The organism is Enterobacter cloacae complex sp. P38RS, assembly GCF_014930775.1.
In the GTDB taxonomy this organism is placed as follows: Bacteria; Pseudomonadota; Gammaproteobacteria; order Enterobacterales; family Enterobacteriaceae; genus Enterobacter; species Enterobacter bugandensis.
In genome coordinates this window covers 106495-124732 of record NZ_JADBRS010000007.1, presented here as the reverse complement: position 1 = coordinate 124732, position 18238 = coordinate 106495, and the positions used below count along the sequence as shown (strand labels likewise).

Genomic DNA, 18238 nt, shown 5'->3' with positions numbered 1-18238 from the left:
GGAGCTGTTATGGAATTGACGCAACATCAGGCTGACGCGTTTGCCCGCATGCCTTTAACCTATTTGCGCCAGGAATACCCGAACCACATCATGCATCTGCTGAATGATGACGGTGACGTTCTGCCGCCTCGCGAGCTGCACCCGATTTTCTACGGCTGTTTCGACTGGCACTCGGCGGTGCACGGCTACTGGCTGCTGCTGCGCTGCGTGCGCCTCTATCCTGATCTACCGTGTCGGAATGACATCGTCGCGCTTTTCGACGAGCACCTGACCGACGAGAACGTGGCGAAGGAGTTGGCCTATTTCACCGCGCCGTTCCGCGCCTCGTTTGAGCGGCCGTATGGCTACGGATGGCTGCTGGCGCTGGCCCAGGAGCTGAAACAATCGTCGCTGCCGCAGGCCACAGGCTGGTACCAGACGCTGGAGCCGCTAACCCAGGATATTCGCAACCGGCTGGTGGATTACCTCAGCAAGCTAACCTATCCGATCCGCGTCGGAACGCACTACAACACGGCGTTTGCCCTCGCGCTGGGGCTGGATTACGCCCGATCCGTGGAAGATAGCGCGCTTGAGCAGGCGATTGTGACGGCGGCGGAGCGGTTTTATCTCGCCGACACGCGCTACCCGGCCCACTACGAGCCGGGTGGTGATGAGTACATCTCTGGTGCGCTGACGGAAGCGCTGCTGATGAGCAAGGTCGCAGAGAATTTCCCGGCCTGGTTTGACGCGTTTCTGCCGGATATCGGCTCCATTGCGGCGCTGATGAACCCGGCGGAAGTGAGCGACCGTACCGACCCGAAAATTGCCCATCTGGATGGGTTAAACCTCAGCCGCGCCTGGTGTATGAAGCATATTGCCAGGGTGCTTCCGGTAAACCACCCGGCCCAGCAGGCCTTGCGTGATGCCGTGGCGAAACACCTGGCGGCAAGCGTCGGGCACGTAGTGGGCAGCCACTACAGCGGCGGGCACTGGCTGGCGAGCTTTGCGCTACTGGCGCTGGAATAAACAAATACGCCGTCTTTCCTGTCGGGTGGCGCTGCGCTTATTTGCCCTACATTGTGAAATGCACAATTCCTGTAGGCCCGCGCAAGCGTAGCGCCGCCTAAATTTTTTTGATTTTTAATGCGGTTAATACCTTAGTCGGATATTTTTCCGTCATTTCTCTGTAAACAGATATCTTTTTTACCATCGCAAAGGTGTACGATATGCGGCCATATACCCATATGAAATAGGTGGTTAATATGGCTGTTATACCTTTGTTACCCAAAGAAGGAATCGCTCTTGTGTTGGCAAACATGAGGATTGCAAGAGCGCATGGTATGAGCAGAAACATGGCTATCCCTACAACCTATCTTTGGTTTTATCAAAAAGTAAGAAATAAGGGACCGTGGGATTACAAGCAAGGACACCCGGAGTTAGCAAATTTTGGGAACTTCAATTATGGTTCGGCTGGCTATGCTGCCGGGATACCATCAGAAACGCTATTGATGGGTGCTGGATGGGCGCAGGAAAGAGCTAAAACCTCCAAAAAGAAATGGGGGCACTGGTATCAAAAACCGCCTTATGGGGATGATCCACACGATCAGTTTTGGATAAGGCAAGGTATAGAATATGCAAAGAAATACGGTTATTAAACGGCTCCATTGCTTACTCACAACGATTCTGTTGCTCGTTGTTTGTGGGTTTCTGACATATCAATACTATTTTAATGCATCTCCTCACGATAGCTTTGTCAGCAAACAGAAACTCTCTGATACCGTCACACTGTACATAACTAAGTATGATGATGGAGACGCTACGGTGTCGGATGTTTACCGCTTCTATTTAGATAAAGACAACAGCGGGAACATTATGAAAGCCCTTGAAGAACGATCACCCTTCCTGGAAGCCGATACAAGCAATGTCACAGCTTCAGCTTATGGGAACACGGTAAATGTAAAAATCACGGGCAAGGTTTATTCATTCACTAATTCTGATCTGTTCTATGCCGATGGTGTAGCGATCATGCCTGTAATTAATCTCATAGCCAATGGAATAAGAAATTAATTAACATAAGGAGTTTTAAAAATGGCTGTACCAGTACACCTCTTTTTGAAAGACGATGGCGGAGCAATGATCCGTGGTGGTTCTGATGTTGCAAACCGTGAAGGAAGCATAGAGCTTAGAGATCTGATCCATAACCTGAGCATTCCAACAGATGAGGCAACAGGTAAACTTACAGGTACAAGGCAACATTCAGCCTTCAGTTTAACAAAGGCAATTGACTCATCTTCACCCTATCTATACAAAGCAGTGGCTACAGGTCAGACGCTTTAAAGTGCCGAATTAATGTTCTATCACATCAATGATGCTGGTCAGGAAGTGGAATACTTCAACATCCTGATGGAAGGCGTGAAAGTCATTTCAATAACTCCAATAATGCATGATACAAGAGATTGTCCCGGTACTGGTCACATGGAAAATGTATCTTTACGATATGCAAAAATCACATGGAAAATTCTGGACGGAAATATACAGTACACTGATGCGTGGAACGAACGTCCTACAGCGTAGTTGTTATAAACAAGCAGCGCCGAGAGGCGCTGCACAGCGTTACGCTGATGCCCGCACCCCAGGGCGCAGCCTGCTCAGGCTAAACAAAACCGATCCTGTTGAGGCGATGACGGCGATCCACAGTGCCAGATGCACGGCCCGATCGTGGTCTGATCCGGTCGTCGCAAGCAGCACCCCCACCGCGGCGGCCCCCAGACATTGCCCGAACGTCCTGACGATAGACAACACCCCTGAGGCATAGCTGGCATGTTCCCGCGCCACGTTAGCGAGCATCTCCCGGTTATTGGGGCTCTGGAAGCAGCCAAACCCAATCCCGCAAACCAGACTGCGCAGGCAGATATTCCATGCGGACGGGTTTTCCGGCAACGTCGCCAGCAGGACCAGCCCACCGACAAAAATCATCAGGCCGATAGTCGAGATCAGCGGCGCGGAAAGGGTATCTGCCCAGCGCCCCGCGTGCGGTGCGATCAGCACAATGCCAATTGGCCACGGGGTGAACAGCAGCGCCGAAACCACCGGGCTGTAGCCATACACGCTCTGAAACAGGAACGGCAGCGCGACAAAGGTGATGCCCTGGCTGACAAACGAGGCCAGCGAGGTCAGGGCGGCGAGGGTGAAGCGTCCGTTTCTGAACATAGCGGGCGGCAGTATGGGACAGCGCGCGCGCCGAATACGCCAGACGAAGGCGATAGCGCTGACCAGCGTGAGAAGCCCCCAGCCAGCGGCTGCCGGGTTAATGCCTTGCGTTATGTGCTGAAGGCTGTCGGCCAGCATGATTGCAGAACCTAACAGCACGGCGGAGAGCGCGGCGCCCGGCGCATCAAAGGGGGAGCGGTCAACGTCCGACTGGCGCGGCAACGCCCGCCATGCCAGAAACAGGGCAATACTGCCCGGAACAAGGTTAATGGCGAACAGCCACTGCCAGCTCAGCGCGTCCAGTATCGTTCCCCCCAGTACAGGGGCAATCGCCGTGCTGGCGGCAATAAGCAGGGCGTGCAGCCCCAGAATACGCCCAAGCAATCGCCCCGGAAAAACGGAACGCAGGATCGCCGGGGCGATACTCAGGGTGGCCGCGCCGCCGATGCCCTGCAGAATACGCATCCCGATCAGCATGTCGGGCGTTTTCGCCAGCGCGCAGCCGAGCGAGGTGAGCGTAAAGGTGGCAAGCCCGGCAAGAAAAACCGGTCGAAAGCCCACGCGCGCCGCCAGCGCCGCGAAGATGGCCAGCGTCATTGCCGCCGATAGTAGATAACCGTTGGCAAACCACACCGCAACGTTCGCGGGAACCTGCATCGCCCTTGCCATGGAGGGCAGCGCGATGTTGATCATGGTGCCGTCAAAGACGCCCATCAGCGTGGTGGTCATGACGGCGGCCATCACCCGGGCGCGTTCATGACCGGGTAAGCCTTCATCGCCGGGCTGGTTTGAAAAGAGCGTCATCGTCGTTACTCCGCATAAGAATAGTGATGACGAAACTATAATCATGGGGTATACAGGGCGGAAGACGCAGCGCTTGCACTTTATCGTTGCATATAACGCCTTATCTGAGGAGCCATCGTGTCCGATCCTGACTTTAACCTTCTGGTTGCGCTCGACGTTCTGCTGGCCGAAGCCAGCGTGGCTGGCGCGGCGCGGCGCTTAAACCTGAGCACCTCCGCCATGAGCCGCACCCTGAGCAGGCTGCGGGAGGTGACAGGCGATCCTATCCTGGTGCGGGCTGGTCGGCAGATGGTGCTGACGCCCTGGGCCGAAGCCACCCGGGACCGGACCAGAAGCGCAGTGCATGAGGCAAGGGCGGTACTGCAACCCTCCACGGAAACGCTGAATGTTGAGCGTATGGAGCGCCTGTTCACCATCCGAGCCAACGACGGCTTTGTGGTGGCGTTTGGGCCACTGCTCATTGCCGCAGTGGCGGCGGTGGCGCCCGACGTCTGCATTCGCTTTTCGCCGAAACCTGAGAAAACGTCGCGCTATCTGCGTGAGGGGCTGGTTGACCTGGAGATCGGCGTGCAGAGCAATATGGGTCCTGAAATTCGTCTGCAACGGCTCTTTCAGGACCGGTTTGTTGGCGCGGTGCGCCAGGGGCATCCGCTGGCCTCGCTGTCGTCAGTCAGCCTGGAGGATTATGTCGCCTGGGGGCACGTAGTGGCCTCGCCCGACGGCTCGTTACACGGATTTGTCGATGAGGCGCTGGCGGAACGCGGGATGAAGCGCAAAATTGCCAGCGTGGTGCCAGGGTTCCCGACGGCGTTATCGGTGGCGCTGGTCTCCGATCTCGTTGCCATGGTGCCGGCGCTCTATCTGCTCAATCAGCCGATGACCGAGCGCGTGCACGTCTTTGAACTGCCGTTTAAAACCCGGAGTATTACGGTGTCACAGATGTGGCATCCGCGCATGGAAAAGGACCCGGCGCATCGCTGGCTCAGGGAAAAGGTGCTGGAGGTGTGCCGCGCTGTACGCTGACGGCTCAGGCCACTTTTTTCGGCACGGAGAGAATGAAGCGCGTCGATACCGCATCCTATTGTCCCGTATGGAAGCGCTATTTCACAACCCCAGTGGCCTGGCCTCCTGTATGAACTCAATCAGAAGGCGAAGCCCGGTCGGCAGTTGCCGGCGGCTTGAATAATAGATATAAAAACCTTCCTCCAGCGGGGACCATTCCGTAAGCACCAGGCGGAGCCGTCCATCCTTCACATAGGGTGCAACAAGAGGCTCCGGAAAATACATCAGGCCGGCCCCGCCTAATACGGCCACAAGACCCGTTTCAGCCTGGTTGACCGTCACTGAGCCAGGCACAGTGATTTGGTACGTTTCGCCGTCTCGCTCAAGTTCCCAGCGATAGATCCGATCGTCGCCGAGACGATTGCTTATACAGCGATGGCGTAACAAATCATCCGGATGTTCAGGCGTTCCGTAACGTTCAAGGTAGTCAGGGGATGCGGCGATAACCCAGCGAATATCGGCAGATAAACGCCGGGCAACCATGTCTTCCGGGACGGTGCCACCATAGCGGATACCGGCATCGAATCCCGCATCAGTGACGTCAACCATACGGTTGCTGGCCACAATATCGATTTCAATATCGGGATAGCGATCCATAAACGCAGGCATAACCGGCGCAAGCAAAAGATTGGCCGCTTCAACGGCTGCATTGATGCGGATACGCCCGGTAGGCGTATTACGATACCGGTTAAGCGATTCAAGCGCGCCTTCTATCTTGTCGAAAGGCTGAAGGACAGACTGAACCAGTTCTTCACCTGCAGCCGTAGGGGTAACGCTCTTGGTCGTGCGATTAAGCAGGCGAACCCCGAGCCGGGTTTCCAGTCCCTTCAGGGCATGACTAAGCGCTGATGCACTGACACCTAATTCAATCGCCGCACGGCTGAAACTGCGATGACGTGCAATAGCCATGAAATAAATGAGATCGGCGACATCAGCTCTGCTTATTTGCATACAGAATCGTTTTCCTTATGCGTTAAGGACCGAATGCGTTGATACGGAAATGATATACACCATAGACCGACCAGGGCTAATCCGTTGCTGAATTTTTTTCACAAGTCCATCCACTCATCGCCTCTCACTGAACACATTGTGCTTCGTTATTCTTGAAAATTATGCGCTCTGGCCGTCAGTCAGGGCGGAACATTCACCTAACGGAGCCGTGTATGAACTATACGCATCTTGGCCGCACCGGCCTGAAAGTCAGCCGCCTTTGTCTCGGAACCATGAATTTTGGTGATGTTACCGACGAGAAAACCAGCGCCCGCATTCTGGATGAAGCGCTTGAGGCGGGTATCAATTTCATTGATACAGCAGACGTGTATGGCACCGAGCAATCACCCGATATCCAGCAAGGTTCGGGGCTGTCTGAAGAGATTATTGGTCGCTGGCTCCAGCAGGGTGGCCGCCGTGACCGTATCGTTCTGGCGACGAAAGCCTATCAGCCTATGGGACCGGGTCCGAACGATCGCCGTCTTTCTGCTTACCATATTCGCAAGGCCTGCGAGGACAGTTTGCGACGGCTTAAGACCGACCATATTGACGTCTATCAGATGCATCACATCGATCGTTATACACCATGGGAAGAGGTCTGGCAGGCCATGGAACTCCTTGTTCAGCAGGGAAAAGTGCTTTATATCGGTAGCAGCAATTTCGCAGGCTGGGACATTGCGACTGCGCAGTCAGTTGCCACGGCCCGTCATTCCCTGGGCCTGGTTGCTGAGCAAAGTCTCTACAATTTGACTGCCAGAACCGTTGAGCTGGAGGTCATTCCCGCATGCCGTCATTTTGGCCTGGGACTGATTCCCTGGAGCCCACTTGCCGGAGGGTTGCTTGGCGGCGTACTGAAAAAGATGGCCAGCGGGCGCCGTGCAAGGCCCGCGTTTGCCCGTCTAATCGAACAGTATCGTCCGCAGCTGGAAGCCTACGAAGGATTATGTGAGGACCTCGGCGAAACCCCTTCCGATGTGGCGCTTGCCTGGCTCCTGCAGAATCCTGTCGTTACTGCTCCACTTATCGGGCCTCGTACGGTCGAACAACTCCAGCAGGCGCTTCACGCAACGACAATCACGCTATCAGACGACACCATGAGCTGTCTCGACGAAATCTGGCCCGGACCCGGGGGAGAAGCGCCCCAGGCTTATGCCTGGTAATGACCAAATTAATGAATCCTTTCTTCGCTATAGGGAGTTCCAGTTTATGAGCAACATGATGCATGACCAGCATTCTGCTTCCGTACCCGCTTCCCGGGATCGTCGCAATTTTCTGATCGCCGGAGCCGGTTTGGCGTTGGCCGCTACCACCCTTAGCAGGAGCGGTGCAGTGATGGCGAACCCGGCTGGTCAGGACTCGTCGAACGCCCCTTCGGATGCTGTTCCCGTCCAGAAGGAGACCTTAACCACGCGTAAACTCGGCTCGCTGGAGGTTTCCAGCATGGGACTGGGGTGTCTGCCCATGGTGGGGTATTACGGCGGTGGTCCGCGCGATCGCAAAGCCATGGTTTCGCTCATCCGGGCCGCCTTCGAACAAGGCATTACGTTCTTTGATACTGCCGAGGTGTATGGTCCCCATCTCAGTGAAGAATTTGTCGGGGAAGCACTGGCCCCCGTTCGCGATCGTGTGGTGATTGCCACTAAGTTCGGTTTCGGCGTGGAGGAGGGGAAGCCAACCTCCCTCAACAGCCATCCTGACCATATCCGCCGCGCCGTAGAGGGCTCGCTAAAGCGTCTGAAAACGGACCACATCGATCTTCTTTATCAACATCGCCCCGATCCGAATGTGCCGATCGAGGATGTGGCGGAAACCGTGAAGGCGTTGATCCAAGAGGGTAAAGTGAAACACTGGGGATTGTCGGAAGCGAGTGCCAGGACAATCCGCCGCGCACATGCGGTACTCCCTGTGACTGCAGTACAGAGTGAGTATGCCATGTGGTGGCGTGAACCGGAGACGCGGATATTTCCAACGCTCGAAGAGCTGGGTATCGGCTTTGTACCTTACTGCCCGACCGCCCGGAGTTTCCTTGCCGGGGCAGTCAATCCAGATCAGCGGTTCGACAGCACAGATCGGCGGCATAACCTGCCACGCTTCCAGCCCGATGCCCTGGCCAAAAACATGGTACTGCTTGAATTTGCGCAGTCGTGGGCCCGCCGCAAAAACACCACTCCGGTTCAGTTCGCGCTGGCATGGGTGATGGCACAACGGCCATGGATTGTCCCCATCCCGGGTACGACGCAATATCCGCACCTGATAGAAAATAGCGGTGCACCGCAAGTCCGGTTGACGGACAGCGAGTTACGCGAAATCGATGCAGCGCTTGCCAGGATCCCATTGCAGGGTGGTCGCGCAGATCCGTTTACCGAAAGTCAGTTTGATAAAAGTTAAACGGTGATGGCCACCTTTATACTTACTGTCACAGGGAGACTGTAGGTAAAGTCTCCCTGTCTGGCGATCCGACCCGGACATCAAGAGTTGTTCATTGTCACCAACAGCGGAACCGAACCAACGCCGGGCCAGGGTAGGGCATTAACAGTCCTGTATTGCTGAAGGCGGCGTGAGTGAAGGTGGCATATCCGGAAGCGGGGGAATGATCCCGTCGACGGGGTGCGGCAGATAGCGAGCCTCGAGTTCCATGATTTCGGCATCGCTAAATGAAAAGTCCAGCGCGCTGATAGCCGTGGAAAGATGTTCTGGTTTCGTCGCGCCGATGATCGGTGCTGTGATGACCGTTTTTGATAGCAACCAGGCAATTGCAACATGGGCTCTTGGCACATGGTGCTTTTCAGCAATGCTGGCAACAACATCAATAACGGGCTTATCCAGAAGGGCTGCGTTCTCATACATTTTTAACGCAAAGGCATCGTTTTGCGTTCGTCGGGACGTGACACTCCAGTCGCGCGTGAGCCTGCCGCGTGCCATCGGACTCCAGGGGATCACACCAACGCCCTGGTCTTCACACAGGGGCAGCATTTCGCGCTCTTCTTCCCGGTAAAGCAGGTTGTATTGCGGTTGCATCGAAATAAATCGGGTCCAGCCGTTACGCTCTGCCGTATGCTGCATTTTTGCAAAGCGCCAGGCTTCCATAGATGATGCGCCGATGTAACGTACTTTTCCTGATTTAACGAGGTCATTCAGAGCCTCCATGGTCTCTTCAACAGGCGTGGAGTGGTCAAAGCGGTGAATCTGAAAGAGATCCACGTAATCCATGCCTAAGCGCATCAGGCTATCGTCAATAGACTGAAAAATGGCCTTGCGGGAAAGAAACCCGGTATTGGGTGAGTTGCGCCACGGAAAGAAGGTCTTTGTCGCCACAACGATCTCATCGCGTCTGGCCATTTCTCTCAGCGCTTTTCCAGTGATCTCTTCAGAACTTCCGCCCGAGTAGATATTCGCGGTATCAAAAAAATTAATGCCCGCTTCAAGCGCCTGACGAATGAGCGGACGTGACGCCTTTTCATCCAGGGACCAGGGTTGAGGCAAGCGTTCAGGTTCACCATAGCTCATACAACCGAGACAAAGACGGGAGACTTTCAAACCGCTACGACCCAGATTCACATACTCCATTCTGTGTTCCTTCTTTTATTGCCAGCAATTCTGTATGTGACAGGGTATTGCACTGACATGAAGGGAACCAGCATGCGCCATCGAATGGTGTTGTGAGTTTTTTTCACAGATAGGCGTAATCGTCAGTGGGTTTTACATACAAACTGCGTGGCCAACGGTGAATCCTCAAGACTGAGGAGGGATACCTCCCGAGGCACAGCAACATTCTTATTTAACATAATATACATTATGCGCACCAACGTAATGCCAGTCAAAATCTGCCTTTCTACGGTCGTGATTGCCCCTGGTCATTGATAGCTTGTGAAATCCCAACTTCTACGTTTATCCAATGTTAAAAGACGTTTGATATACTCCTGGCTTTGACCACCGCTGCTGTAGACTTATGGAAATCGAACTCAATAAAAGCTTCAAAGAAAGGATTTTCCACGCTGTCATTTTTGAAGTGACGGCCAACGTTATCATCGCTCTGTCTCTTGCGTGGCTGATGAACGTTTCGGTACTCCAGTCGGGTTCGTTGTCGGTGATATCTGCACTTACCGCAACGGTCTGGAATTTTGTCTTCAATAAGTTCTTTGACTCCCTTCAGAAAAAACATCAGTTTCAACGAACGTTTCTCGTTCGCGCCATCCATGCAGTTGGGTTTGAAACGGGCCTTATCATCTCCTTAATCCCTGTGGCCATGTTCATGCTGAATTTGACGATCGCGGAGGCATTTTTTGTTGAGATTGGCCTTGTACTGTTTTTCCTGCCATACACGATGCTTTTTAACTGGCTCTATGATTATCTGCGTTGGACATTCGTAGGGAGTAAACGGTCTGCTGTGTAGCGAGTATTGATATCGGTCACATTCGCAACCCCTTGATCGTGTTGGACTCCACTCTCTTTCTATACTTCTCATTTCACCATCACTTTTGAGGAGTCCATAATGTTTGATCATGTAAAATTCGGCGTCAGCGATTATGAGAAAAGTAAAACCTTCTTCCTCATGTCGCTTCAACCGCTCGGTGTCGAACTCGTCGATGAAGGCTCTCCTGACTATGGCGTCGAAATGAGTTCCGGCGATGTTTCTCTTTGCCTTTTTCAGTCGAATGATAAACCCGCTCCGCTTCATCTGGCCTTTGTGGCCACGACACGCCAGCAGGTTGATGACTTTTACCATGCCGCGCTGCGCGCAGGCGGACGCGACAATGGCGCACCGGGATTACGCTCCTACGGTAAAAATTACTATGCCGCATTTGTCATTGCGCCTGATGGTCATAATATCGAAGCGGTATGCCATGCCCCCGAAGAAAGATAACTTAATTTCACTCGCTTGCGAGTACCCGCGCCAGCCAGTTTTCTGGCTGGCTCACGCTCAGGCCAATACGACCGATACCCCTTTTTCCGATACCGCATTGACCCAGTCGCGGTCGGTATCGCCTTCGACGACAATCGTATTCGCCAGCGCCACATCGCCAATAACAAATGATGACGCCGTATTTATTTTTTCCGGCGACGCCAGGACAACCGTCTCGGCGGCTCTGCCGGAAAATGCACGTTTGATGCACGCCTCTTCGAAATCTCCGGTCGTCAGCCCTGCTTCCGGATGGATACCGGTCACGCCCATAAAGAACAGATCCGCATGAATGTTTTCGATACCTTCGATGGCCGCCGCGCCGACGGCGACAATCGAGTGTTTATACAAACGGCCGCCGATGAGAATCACCTCGATGGAAGGATGATTAACAAGCCCCAGGGCAATGCTCGGACTGTGCGTCACCACGGTAATACGCAGGTCTTGCGGTAAAAAAGCGAGCAATTCTGAAGTGGTCGTTCCACCGTCAACGATCACCACCTGGCCCGAAGAAATAAGCTGCGCCCCCTTCTGCGCCACCTTTCTTTTGGCATCCATTTTAACGGACTGTCGTTCCGCGAAAGGCACAGTAGCGGAAGACGACGGCAGCGCGCCGCCGTGAACCCGCTGTAAACGCCCTTCTGCCGCCAGCTCGCGCAAATCGCGTCGGATGGTGTCTTCAGAGACGTCGAAGAGAACGCTAAGCGCTTTTGACTGGACTTGACCTTCGGCACCGAGCTTTTCAAGGATCAACTGTTTTCGCTGACTGGTGAGCATGATGTATTCCTGACGTTGCATGTTTAATCTTGAAAATGCACGATAGTGCTGGTATTGATAGTTACTCTACGTAAGGAGGACGAAACGTGCAATCAAAACGTGCAGATGTGCGCATCATTGACAGTGAAACCCTGTCAGATAACTGGTACTTACTTAAAAAATATACCTTTGACCTACAAAGACGCGATGGCGAATGGCAGCGGCAAACGCGTGAAGTTTATGACCGGGGGAACGGCGCTACGATCCTGCTCTACAACCGTGACCAAAAAACGGTGATTCTGACCCGCCAGTTCCGCTTCCCGGTCTTTATTAATGGCCATGAGGACAATCTGATTGAGGCGGCGGCCGGCCTGCTTGATAACATGGATCCGGAAAGCCGCATTAGAGCAGAGGCGGAAGAAGAGACCGGGTTTAACGTGTCGAGCGTGCAGAAAATCTTTGAAGCCTACATGAGCCCAGGCTCCGTCACGGAGAAACTCTATTTCTATATTGCCGAGTATCAGCCGAAGGACAAAACCAGCGCAGGCGGCGGTATCAAAGCGGAGGGAGAAGATATCGACGTGCTGGAAATGCCCTTTGAAGAGGCATTGCGGGGAATTGATACGGGCAAAATCGTCGACGGAAAAACCATCATGCTGCTCTACCATATTGCACTGAAAGGCATTCTGTAACCTGCCGCTCGCCCGACGCCTGTCCCGGTGCAGGTGTCGGCCTGTGCTATCCTTGCTGAAACACGCAAAACGGAGATCTGAAGATGGCCGACTGGAACCCCTCGCTTTATCTGCAATACGGCGCTGAACGAACGCGCCCTGCCGCCGAGCTGCTTGCCAGAATTCCCCTGAGTGACGTTGCCACCATTGCCGATTTGGGCTGCGGACCGGGAAACAGCACCGCGCTGTTGCAGCATCGCTGGCCAAAAGCGCAGATTGTCGGCGTCGATAACTCACCGGCTATGCTGGAAGAGGCGCGCAAGGCACTGCCCGACTGTCAGTTCGTTGAGGCCGATATCCGCCAGTTCAGGCCTGGCCAGCCGTTGAACCTCATCTATGCGAACGCATCCCTACAATGGATACCTGACCATTACGATCTCCTGCCGCACTTGGCGTCACTGCTCGCGCTCAATGGCGTGCTGGCGATCCAGATGCCGGACAACTGGCTTGAGCCCACGCATGTGGCGATGCGTGAAGTGGCTCTGGAGCAAGGCTACCCGGACCGTGGGCGCGAGCCGCTGCCTGGCGTGCATGCCTATTATGATATCCTGTCGGAGGCCGGCTGCGATGTGGATATCTGGCGGACAACCTATTTCCATAAAATGAGTTCGCACCAGGCCATTATTGACTGGGTCAGCGCGACCGGTTTGCGCCCGTGGCTCCAGGAACTGAACGAGAGCGAGCAGCAACGTTTCCTGAAACGCTACCATGAACTGCTGGAAGAGCAGTATCCGCTCCAGGAAAACGGGCAGATACTGCTGGCTTTTCCTCGACTGTTTATGGTTGCCCAGCGTCAGCCCTGAACGGCGCTATGAACGGGCCTCTTTGAGCAGCTGCTGGATAATCTTTTCCTGCTGCTCATAATTCCCTTCGCCAAACGAGGTATAGCGTAGCTGACCTTTAGCATCGAAATAGTAGTGCGCGGGCCAGTACTGGTTGCCAAAAGCGTTCCAGATCTGATAGTTGTTGTCCGTCACAACCCGGTACGGCAGTTGCCATTTATTTACCGCGTTTTTCACCGAGGCGATCGGTTTCTCCCAGGAGTATTCAGGCGTGTGTACCCCTATGACGACCAGGCCCTGAGACTGGTATTTTGTTGCCCAGTCGCGCACGTGCGGAAGCGTATGCTGGCAGTTAATGCAGTCCCAGGTCCAGAAATCGATCAGAACCACCCTCCCGCGCAACGATTCAGACGTGACAGGGTCACCATTTACCCACCCTGTTCCACCGCTTAATGAAGGCAGCTGGCTGCTGGGCTCGGTCATGACGACCGGTTGAAGCTTCGCCGGTTGCGCGGCGGGCTTTGCCAGATTCAGCAGCGCGGTTTCAAGACGATCCGCGACGCCGTTTGCGCCTTGCAGAACAGACGTCATCCCCGTTGCGTTAAAGACAACGGCCGCTAACATCACCACGCCTGCCCCCTTACGTAACTTTTCCATCAGCGCCGACCTTGCTCTCAGCGGCGCCATCAGCGTGCGGCCTCCGAAAACGAGCAGGCCCAGCATCAGCGCGCAGCCGCTACCATAGGCGGCCAGCAAGGCTCCTGTGGCAATGGCCGAGTGTCCGGCAATATTGATGCTGAAAATGGCGCCCAGAATCGGTCCCGCGCAGGGAGACCAGAGCAGCCCGACGGCAAGCCCGGCCAGAAAAGCCGATGCCATACCACGCGTTTGCCCGCTTCGGGTGTTGAGGACATTTCCCGCGCTGACTGCCGGCCCGGCGATACGCTGGGCAAAGGCCGGAAAAATTAAGGCCAGCGCGGCCGTGGCCAGGACGATAAGCGCGATCCAGCGCCCGACGATAGTTGCCTCTGCTATCCACTCGCTGGCGACGGTGACGACCATCGCCACCAGGGTGAACATGACGATCATCCCCGCGAGCAGCGCCAGAATATGTCGCCGCTGCCCCTGAAAACCGGCGAACAGGAGAGGAATTACCGGGAGCGTACATGGACTGAGCAAGCTTATCATCCCGCCCAGGAAAGCAATTATCAGAAACATAGACACCTCACAATACAAGTCCTGCGACGCTGCAGTGAGGCTATTTCATCGTGCGGATGTGTTCAGGATATGTGTAAAAGCGTGGGTTTTTGTCTGGCTCTGTATCGGCCACGCGGGGAGATACAGAACCGTACAATTAAAGGCGCGGGAGAGTAATCGAAACGTCCAGCCCGCCCTCTGCGCGGTTCTCCAGCTTTAGCTTTCCGTCCAGCTGAGCGGTGAGCTGCGCTGCGATCGCCAGGCCGAGTCCTGTCCCGCCGGTGTCGCGGTTGCGTGATGTTTCTACCCGATAAAACGGCTGTAATACCGCCTCCAGCTCGGCATCCGGTATCCCAGGCCCGCCGTCCATGATGTGAATCACCACCTCTCCGGCGGCCGAGTCATCAATGCTAATGGTGGCGTAGTCGCCAAATTTCAGGGCGTTATCCAGCAGGTTGGTCATCACCCGGCGCAGCGCCTGTGGACGCGTGACGATGGGCAAACGGTTTTCGCCTGCCTGAAACTGCACGTTTTTACCGATGTCCTGATAATCGCAGGCGATGCTGTTTATCCAGGCGTTCAGCTCCAGCTTCAGCGAGGTCTCTTCCAGTGATTCTGATGACCGGGCATATGCAATACCCTCCCGCACCAGACGCGACATGTTATCAAGGTCGTTTAAGAGCTTGTCGCGCAGGTCAGGCTGATCCGCCATTTCAACACGAAGCTTCATGCGGGTAATGGGCGTCTGGAGATCGTGCGATATGGATGCCAGGATCTGCGCCCGCTCCCTGAGATAGGACTGAATGCGCGCCTGCATCGCGTTGAAGGCATGTGCTGCCCGCTGCACCTCGATCGGCCCCTTTTCCGTCATTGGCGAATTGGCAGCCGGGTCCAGGGAGTCTACCGCGCGGGTAAACTGTGAAAAAGGCCGTATCACCTGGCGTACGGCGATCCAGGAGCAGGCAGCCAGCACGAGCAACTGCAGAATAAGAACAACGGGCAGCCAGCTGGCGACCGGCGGCATCCGAGGGATCAGGTCAATGGTCAGCGGCGCGCCATCATGTAGCGTGAGATGCGCCTGGATATGTGAAATGGCGCCGGGAACGGCGGTGAAGCTGAGCGGGTACTGTTCCGCAAGCGTCGCTTTTAAGGTTCGGATGGCGTCCCGGGAACGCTTATCCGTCGGCGCGTTGCCAGGAGCTCCCGGCCCCAGAATATAGCGATAGTTACCCCGTTCAAGGCGCGGCAACCAGGCCGCGCGCTCGCTGGCGGGTAAGCGGTCTAAAATAGCCACGCTGGTCGCAACATCGTATTCCAGATTACCGAGCATCACCGTTCGGGCGCTGTGCATTCGCTCTATCATGACCAGCGTCAGGCTCAGGGCATTGGCGAGCAACAGGCCGGGCAGCACGACGATCAGCAAGCGGGCCAGCAGCGAGCGTGGCCAGAGCGTCATTCGTTAGCCTCTTTGATGGTGACCGGCATGGTAAACACATAGCCCTCGCTGCGCACGGTTTTAATATACGCGGGCGTACGGGCATCTTCATTCAGACGCTGGCGAACCCGGCTAACCAGCAGGTCGATTGAGCGTTCAAAAAGCTCGGCGTCACGCCCCTGCGTCAGGTTGAGCAGCTGATCGCGGGTCAGCACCCTCTGCGGGTGGTCAAGGAAAACGCGCAGCAGGCGATACTCCGCCCCGCTGAGCGCCACAATCACCCCTTCCGGGTCGATCAGGTGGCGGGCAACGGTATCGAGCTGCCATTCGCCGAACGTCACCAGCCGCCCTGCTTCCGTCACCTGTAAATTGGGCGGCATCGTGCGAAAACGGCGTAAAATCGCTTTGATACGCGCCAGCAATTCTCGCGCGACGAAAGGCTTTACGACGTAATCGTCGGCTCCCATCTCCAGACCCAGGATCCTGTCCGTCTCCTCGTTGCGCGCCGTCAGCATCAGGATGGGCAGATCTTTATATTTCCCGACGCGTAATTGCCGGCACAGCGTAAGCCCGTCGTCGCCGGGCATCATAACGTCCAGCACCACCAGGTCGATATGCTGCTTCTCCAGCACGACGCGCATCTCTTTGCCGTTTGCCGCGCCAGAGGCGCGATAACCGGACTTAACGAGATAGTCGATAATCAGTTCACGAATATCCCTGTCGTCATCGACGACAAGGATATGATCAATATGCTCCACCGAAATCTCCAGACCGAAGGGTAACGTACTGAAAATAGCACATTTCAGAGTTTGTCAGCGTCAACAACTGCCTTGACGAAATCCTGCGGATCTTCCTGAGGCGGATTGTGCCCCACGGTTGCGCCGAAGGTACGGTGTTCATACTTACCGGTGAATTTACCCGCGTAGGCCTGCGGTGCCGGATGCGGCGCCCCGTTGTTTCCACCTTCGATGGTGATCGTCGGAACGGTGATATTCGGCAGCGTGGCCAGTTTTTGCTCGTAGGCGTCGTATTTGCGCTCGCCTTTTTCCAGCCCTAAGCGCCAGCGATAGTTGCTGAGCGTTACCGCAACGTGATCCGGATTATCAAGGGATTTGGCGCTGGCGTTAAAGACAGCGTCGCTAAATTTCCAGTCAGGTGAGGCCTGAGACCAGATCAAACGAGCGAAGTCATGCGTGTTTTTGGCATAGCCTTCAGCGCCGCGCTCGGTGGCGAAATAGAACTGATACCACCACTGCTGCTCCGCTTTTGGCGGCAACGGCTGTTTACCAATCTGCTGGCTGCTGATGAGATAACCGCTTACCGAAACGAGCGACTTAACGCGCTCTGGCCACAGCGCCGCAACGATATCGGCCGTACGGGCACCCCAGTCATAGCCTGCAAACACCGCCTGCTTGATATTCAGGGCGTCCATCAGGTTCACGATATCTTTCGCCATCGCGGAAGGCTGGCCGTTGCGCAGCGTTTTTGCCGACAGGAAGCGCGTAGTACCGTAGCCGCGCAGAGAAGGCACAATCACGCGGTAGCCTTTTGCCGCCAGCGCAGGCGCGACTTCAGCGTAGCTGTGAATATCGTAGGGCCAGCCGTGTAACAGAATGACCGGTTGGCCGTCTTTAGGACCAATGTCGACATACCCGACGTTAAGATCGCCGGCGTTAATTTGCTGTGGACGATCGAAAGCCGCCGCTAAGTTAGTGCCGGTGACTTCGGCCTGACATGACATGACGGTGCCAAGGGAAACGGTGAGAGCAAGCGTTGAATAAGCGAGTTTGCTGAACATGTTGGTATCTCCGGTTGAGTACAATTCACGGGGATATAACAACAGTTCAATGTATAGCGGATATGTGCGGAAACGCGTTTATTGCAAGCCTGTGTATGTATCTGGAACACGGATACAGTGTGATACAAACACAGGCATTTTTGCCTTAAAGGGAGAGACGATAGCGGACGTAATCGTCAGCGTCACCGTATCGATCGTAGAGTTTACGTGCCGGATTGTTCTCCCGGGTAACCCAGTAGAGCTTTGACCACCCTTCGCGCTTGCCTTCCGCTATCAAGGCATCAATCAACGCCTTACCCGCTCCCGCGCCGCGCTCGGCTGCATCAACAAACAGATCTTCCAGGTAGCAGATGGGCGCGGTTGACCAGGTTCCTTCGTGCAGAACACACATTGCGAAACCGATGACCTTTGCGTCTTTCTCTACCACCCGACAGAACATCGGTGAATGCGCTGAGAGCGCCCTTTCCCATGTCGATGCGGTAACGGACTCCTCGAGGTAGCAATCATAAAAATGGGTATAGCCATCCCACAGCGGTCGCCACTGGGGATAGTCGTCTTCGCGTAGAGGTCTTACCGTGACAGCCATGCGTTCCT

19 protein-coding genes and 1 pseudogene are annotated in these 18238 nt (G+C 55.1%); 11 read left to right on the top strand and 9 right to left on the bottom strand.

Features of this window, described 5'->3' with window-relative positions:
* Nucleotides 1–9 precede the first annotated feature (9 nt).
* The 4 genes and pseudogenes from IM303_RS11710 to IM303_RS11695 all read left to right on the top strand — a co-directional run bounded on the left by IM303_RS11710 (nt 10) and on the right by IM303_RS11695 (nt 2553).
* Complete coding sequence (locus IM303_RS11710; protein WP_193359947.1) at nt 10–1005, top strand: DUF2891 domain-containing protein; 996 nt, start codon at nt 10–12, stop codon at nt 1003–1005.
* A gap of 236 nt (nt 1006–1241) precedes the next feature.
* Complete coding sequence (locus tag IM303_RS11705; protein WP_032623152.1) at nt 1242–1634, top strand: polymorphic toxin type 44 domain-containing protein; 393 nt, start codon at nt 1242–1244, stop codon at nt 1632–1634.
* On the top strand, nt 1612–2046 hold the full coding sequence (locus tag IM303_RS11700; protein WP_048958788.1) for a hypothetical protein: 435 nt from the start codon (nt 1612–1614) through the stop codon (nt 2044–2046). Before IM303_RS11705 ends, IM303_RS11700 begins: the two co-directional genes overlap by 23 nt.
* A 21-nt stretch (nt 2047–2067) precedes the next feature.
* Nucleotides 2068–2553, top strand: a pseudogene (locus tag IM303_RS11695) (Hcp family type VI secretion system effector).
* Nucleotides 2554–2592: 39 nt separating this feature from the next.
* Here IM303_RS11695 and IM303_RS11690 read toward each other — a convergent pair.
* Nucleotides 2593–3993, bottom strand: coding sequence for an MFS transporter (locus IM303_RS11690; protein WP_193359946.1), 1401 nt, complete (start codon nt 3991–3993; stop codon nt 2593–2595).
* Nucleotides 3994–4110: 117 nt separating this feature from the next.
* On the opposite strand from IM303_RS11690, the gene IM303_RS11685 reads away from it, so the two are divergent.
* Nucleotides 4111–5016, top strand: coding sequence for a LysR family transcriptional regulator (locus IM303_RS11685; protein WP_193359945.1), 906 nt, complete (start codon nt 4111–4113; stop codon nt 5014–5016).
* Between the two features lie 81 nt (nt 5017–5097).
* Here the strand turns inward: IM303_RS11685 and IM303_RS11680 are convergent, their stop codons facing one another.
* Entirely contained in the window at nt 5098–6006 is a 909-nt protein-coding gene (locus IM303_RS11680; protein WP_136343365.1) for a LysR family transcriptional regulator, read from the bottom strand.
* Nucleotides 6007–6218: 212 nt separating this feature from the next.
* Here IM303_RS11680 and IM303_RS11675 point away from each other — a divergent pair, with 212 nt between their 5' ends.
* Entirely contained in the window at nt 6219–7205 is a 987-nt protein-coding gene (locus IM303_RS11675; protein WP_192971075.1) for an aldo/keto reductase, read from the top strand.
* Nucleotides 7206–7251: 46 nt separating this feature from the next.
* The gene (locus IM303_RS11670; protein WP_193359944.1) at nt 7252–8433 is read left to right on the top strand and encodes an aldo/keto reductase; all 1182 of its coding nucleotides are present in this window, start codon (nt 7252–7254) and stop codon (nt 8431–8433) included.
* A gap of 141 nt (nt 8434–8574) precedes the next feature.
* Here IM303_RS11670 and IM303_RS11665 read toward each other — a convergent pair whose 3' ends face one another.
* Entirely contained in the window at nt 8575–9612 is a 1038-nt protein-coding gene (locus IM303_RS11665; RefSeq protein ID WP_193359943.1) for an aldo/keto reductase, read from the bottom strand.
* Between the two features lie 382 nt (nt 9613–9994).
* Here IM303_RS11665 and IM303_RS11660 point away from each other — a divergent pair, with 382 nt between their 5' ends.
* Both IM303_RS11660 and IM303_RS11655 read left to right on the top strand, forming a co-directional pair.
* Entirely contained in the window at nt 9995–10438 is a 444-nt protein-coding gene (locus tag IM303_RS11660) for a PACE efflux transporter (protein ID WP_063438008.1), read from the top strand.
* 99 nt (nt 10439–10537) lie between these two features.
* Complete coding sequence (locus tag IM303_RS11655) at nt 10538–10909, top strand: VOC family protein (protein WP_028013164.1); 372 nt, start codon at nt 10538–10540, stop codon at nt 10907–10909.
* A 57-nt stretch (nt 10910–10966) separates the two neighbouring features.
* On the opposite strand, the gene IM303_RS11650 is transcribed toward IM303_RS11655, so the two are convergent.
* On the bottom strand, nt 10967–11722 hold the full coding sequence (locus IM303_RS11650; RefSeq protein WP_193359942.1) for a DeoR/GlpR family DNA-binding transcription regulator: 756 nt from the start codon (nt 11720–11722) through the stop codon (nt 10967–10969).
* 86 nt (nt 11723–11808) lie between these two features.
* On the opposite strand from IM303_RS11650, the gene IM303_RS11645 reads away from it, so the two are divergent.
* Complete coding sequence (locus IM303_RS11645; protein WP_063154080.1) at nt 11809–12393, top strand: NUDIX domain-containing protein; 585 nt, start codon at nt 11809–11811, stop codon at nt 12391–12393.
* An 83-nt stretch (nt 12394–12476) separates the two neighbouring features.
* A complete protein-coding gene (gene tam / locus IM303_RS11640) occupies nt 12477–13235 on the top strand; it encodes a trans-aconitate 2-methyltransferase (protein WP_048958805.1) in 759 nt (252 codons plus the stop codon).
* Between the two features lie 6 nt (nt 13236–13241).
* On the opposite strand, the gene IM303_RS11635 is transcribed toward tam, so the two are convergent.
* The 5 genes from IM303_RS11635 to IM303_RS11615 form a co-directional block, all read right to left on the bottom strand.
* Nucleotides 13242–14432 carry a cytochrome c biogenesis protein/redoxin gene (locus IM303_RS11635; RefSeq protein ID WP_193359941.1) on the bottom strand — a complete coding sequence of 397 codons (1191 nt, stop codon included), beginning with the start codon at nt 14430–14432 and terminating at the stop codon, nt 13242–13244.
* A 136-nt stretch (nt 14433–14568) separates the two neighbouring features.
* On the bottom strand, nt 14569–15867 hold the full coding sequence (locus IM303_RS11630; RefSeq protein ID WP_193359940.1) for an ATP-binding protein: 1299 nt from the start codon (nt 15865–15867) through the stop codon (nt 14569–14571).
* Nucleotides 15864–16604, bottom strand: coding sequence for a response regulator (locus tag IM303_RS11625; protein ID WP_059357547.1), 741 nt, complete (start codon nt 16602–16604; stop codon nt 15864–15866). Before IM303_RS11625 ends, IM303_RS11630 begins: the two co-directional genes overlap by 4 nt.
* A 44-nt stretch (nt 16605–16648) precedes the next feature.
* Entirely contained in the window at nt 16649–17644 is a 996-nt protein-coding gene (locus IM303_RS11620; RefSeq protein WP_028013157.1) for an alpha/beta fold hydrolase, read from the bottom strand.
* Nucleotides 17645–17789: 145 nt separating this feature from the next.
* Nucleotides 17790–18230 carry a GNAT family N-acetyltransferase gene (locus tag IM303_RS11615; protein WP_028013156.1) on the bottom strand — a complete coding sequence of 147 codons (441 nt, stop codon included), beginning with the start codon at nt 18228–18230 and terminating at the stop codon, nt 17790–17792.
* Nucleotides 18231–18238: the final 8 nt, after the last annotated feature.